Raw genomic sequence first — 3,718 nt, 5'->3', positions numbered from 1 at the left:
ACTTCGGCATCGATATCCCCACGTCAGGTTTAATGGCCACCACCTACGCGCTAGGCGTGTTCGTGGGTGCGCCAATCCTGACGATTCTAGGCGCCAAAGTACCGCGTAAAACGATGTTGATCTGCCTCGCCTTAATCTTCACACTTGGTAACGTGATTACGGCAGTGGCGCCGACGTTTTCCATCGCACTGGCAGGTCGTATTTTAACAGCGTTCAATCACGGAACTTTCTTCGGCATTGGCTCCATCATCGCCGCCTCTCTGGTCGCGAAAGATCGCCAAGCAAGCGCCATCGCTTTCATGTTCTCCGGACTTACGATGGCAAACCTGCTCGGTGTACCTGCAGGCACCTGGCTCGCTCAGGCCTACAGCTGGCGACTGGTATTCTGGCTGATCGCCGGGATCGGTCTCGTCACCGTCATCAGCCTCACGCTGCTGGTGCCTCAAATCAAGGCAGGCAAAGCCATCGCATTGAGGAGTGAACTACGTGCTTTCACAGACCCACAGGTTTTGCTCGCCATGGGCATCACTGTCTTCGGTCCTGCTGCATTCTTTACTTCCATCACCTACATCGCCCCTATGATGACTGAAGAGGCGGGGTTTTCTGACACAGGTATCGCCATACTGATGGTTCTGTTCGGGCTCGGCCTGGCGGTTGGCAACTGGATGGGGGGGCGCTTTGCTGACCGTTCACTTTTCGGAACGCTGTTTGTGACACTCGGCGCACAGGCCGCGGTACTTTTCGTCTTCTGGCTCGGCGTTGAAAGCGGCATTGTCGCGTCGGCCGCTGTCTTCCTCATGGCCGCCTTTGGCTTCGCGGCAGTCGCCCCGATCCAGAAACTGGTGATGGACCGTGCCAGCCAGGCCGGAGCGCCCACGATGGCTGCCTCGGTGAACATAGGCATGTTCAACCTCGGTAATGCGATCGGCGCATGGGTAGGTGGCGCAACGATTGCCGCCGGGTACGGCTTGGCCTCTCCGAACTGGGCGGGCGCAATCATTTCGCTCGTGGCCTTGAGCTTGGCCATCATCGCTTGGCTCAGCGCGGGTCGAAAATATTCAGCGGCATTGGCAGAGTAAGGTCAGGGGGAATACCTCCCCCTGTCTCACACTACAGCCCGCCTTTGTGGCGGGCGGCTAGATGCCTGACATGTCTTCGCGGCTGCAACTATTCGATACACGTCCTTTGGGTGGGAATGGGGTGTCGCAACCCCACCATGACCGCACCCATCCAAAAGCCAATCACCGCAGGGCATAGTGCATCGAAGCGCCAGTCCAGCATGCCGTCTAAGAAGTGGGCGCGGCAACTGCACCGCAGCCAGCGCACCTTCAATCGCCTGTTCCGCCAGCAGACCGGCCTGTCGTTTGCCGTATGGCGCCAGCAAGCCTGCCTGATGGCCGCCCTTCCCAGACTGCTCTCCGGCAGTTCCGTTACCCGAGCCGCGCTGGAACTCGGCTACGACAGCCCCGGCGCCTTTTCCAGCATGTTTCGCAAGGTGCTCGGCCGATCCCCGACCGCCTTCGTTCGCGCGGCTACTCGTCAGGAGGAGGAATTGCCTGGCCGTTGCTGATGCGGGGGCAGCCCTACAAACCCGCATGACCCGATTACGACCTCGGACTAGTAGCCATGAACTCCATCAGGCCGGTGACGATGAGGAAACGGAAGCCGAGGCTCGGCGAAAAAGAATTGAAGATCGCATGAAAAGTAGAGTCGAACACTCCCAGCGCCCTAGCGTCTTGAAATACTGGGTGTTTGCAGCTACATGAATCGTTGATATCCCGCTAAAGTCGCTTTGCCCTCATCCTTGCATCGGTCTAATGTGTTATGGAACGTAACAATACAAAAAATTTCGTACGCGAGGGAAACATGGAACTAGGAGACAAGCTCAGCAGTATTGCCCAGCGGGGGCGTGACCAGCTGGACCACATCAAGACCGAAGAAGCGACGAAAACTGCGCTGGTCATGCCATTGCTCGCGGCGCTCGGCTACGACCCCTTCGATCCACGGGAGGTAGTCCCGGAATTCACCGCAGATGTCGGGACGAAGAAAGGCGAGAAAGTCGACTATGCCATCCGAAAGGACGACGAACTGTCGATACTGATCGAATGCAAACCGCTGGGGACCGACCTTGCCAATACCCAATACTCTCAGTTGTTCCGCTATTTCGGGTGTACTGAAGCCAAGTTCGCCATTCTTACCAACGGTTTAAAATACCGTTTCTATTCCGACCTGGACGCACAAAACAAACTCGACTCGCGCCCTTTCTTTATATTCGACCTTGAGGACTTTAACGACGGTGACGTGGAAGAGCTACGTAAATTCACGAAGCCCAACTTCGATGTAGAAGCGATTTTGAGCACGGCGAACCGGTTGAAATATACAAACCTTGCCAAACGAGCCATAGAAGAAACGATCAAAGAGCCTCCCGAAGAGTTCGTGAAATTCATTGTCTCTCGATTCTACGAAGGTCGACACACCAGACAGGTAATCGATGAATTCATGCCAATCGTGAGAGAGGCAGGTAAGCTGTATATCAAGGAACAAGTGGCACAGCGCTTGAAAGGTGCTCTGGCTCGGAACTACGTAGATGATACCATCCCTCAACCCGAGCCTGTTCAGGCACAGCTAGCGCCCGAACAAGATGACATTGTAACCACCCAAGAAGAGATCGATGCATACAATATCGTTCGCTCGATCCTGTCAGAGGTCGTCGATGTATCGCGCATTGCCATGCGCGATGCAAAGTCATACTGCGCCATCCTCCTTGATGACAATAACCGCAAGCCCCTCTGCCGGCTTCACTTCAACACGAAGAGCATCAAGCGTATCGGCTTCTTCAAGGATAAACAGCAAGAGCTTGTAGATATTGAATCGGTAAGCGATCTTTTTAAATATCGCCAGAAACTAATAGAAGCGTTGCAGGAATATTTAGGGTAAAACCCGGAGCCAGCAACAACAACGAACTCGCCGCAAAGGGCACAAAAAAAACCGCTGCAAAAAGCAGCGGTTTTTCAAATCTAAACGACTAGTAGGGCCTACTCCCACTCGATCGTCGCGGGCGGCTTGCTGCTCACATCATACGTCACGCGCGATACGCCGCTGATCTCGTTGATGATGCGGTTCGAAACCTTTTCAAGCAGCTCATACGGCAGATGCGCCCACCTTGCGGTCATGAAGTCGATGGTTTCGACGGCGCGCAGGGCGATGACCCACTCGTAGCGGCGGCCGTCGCCGACCACGCCAACCGATTTCACCGGCAGGAAGACGGCAAAGGCCTGGCTGGTCTTGTGGTACCAGTCGGCGTTGTGCAGCTCTTCGATGAAGATGGCGTCGGCTTCCCGCAGGATGTCGGCGTACTCTTTTTTCACTTCGCCGAGGATGCGCACGCCCAGGCCCGGCCCCGGGAAGGGGTGGCGGTAGACCATGTCGTAGGGCAGGCCGAGTTCGAGGCCGAGCTTGCGCACTTCGTCCTTGAACAGTTCGCGCAGCGGCTCGACCAGCTTGAGCTTCATGGTCTCCGGCAGGCCACCGACGTTGTGGTGCGACTTGATCACGTGGGCCTTGCCGGTCTTGCTGGCAGCGGATTCGATCACGTCCGGGTAGATGGTGCCCTGGGCGAGGAAGTCGACACCGTCGATCTTGGCGGCTTCGCGGTCGAACACGTCGATGAAGGTGTTGCCGATGATCTAGCGCTTGGCTTCGGGATCGTTCTCGCCGC

3 protein-coding genes and 1 pseudogene are annotated in these 3,718 nt (G+C 56.2%); 3 read left to right on the top strand and 1 reads right to left on the bottom strand.

The annotated features are described in order from the left end of the window. The 3 genes from AC3AYF_RS19265 to AC3AYF_RS19255 all read left to right on the top strand — a co-directional run. A partial coding sequence (locus AC3AYF_RS19265) for an MFS transporter (protein ID WP_295040260.1) occupies positions 1-1,079 on the top strand: 1,079 nt, incomplete at its 5' end. Between the two features lie 200 nt (positions 1,080-1,279). Further along, complete coding sequence (locus tag AC3AYF_RS19260) at positions 1,280-1,570, top strand: helix-turn-helix domain-containing protein (RefSeq protein WP_295040262.1); 291 nt, start codon at positions 1,280-1,282, stop codon at positions 1,568-1,570. Positions 1,571-1,866: 296 nt separating this feature from the next. Further along, a complete protein-coding gene (locus AC3AYF_RS19255) occupies positions 1,867-2,937 on the top strand; it encodes a type I restriction endonuclease (protein WP_295040264.1) in 1,071 nt (356 codons plus the stop codon). A gap of 98 nt (positions 2,938-3,035) precedes the next feature. Here AC3AYF_RS19255 and guaA read toward each other — a convergent pair. After that, positions 3,036-3,718, bottom strand: a pseudogene (gene guaA, locus AC3AYF_RS19250) (glutamine-hydrolyzing GMP synthase); the annotation flags it as partial.

It is taken from the genome of Salinicola sp. (assembly GCF_982684285.1).
This window is presented reverse-complemented; position numbering and strand designations above follow the sequence as displayed.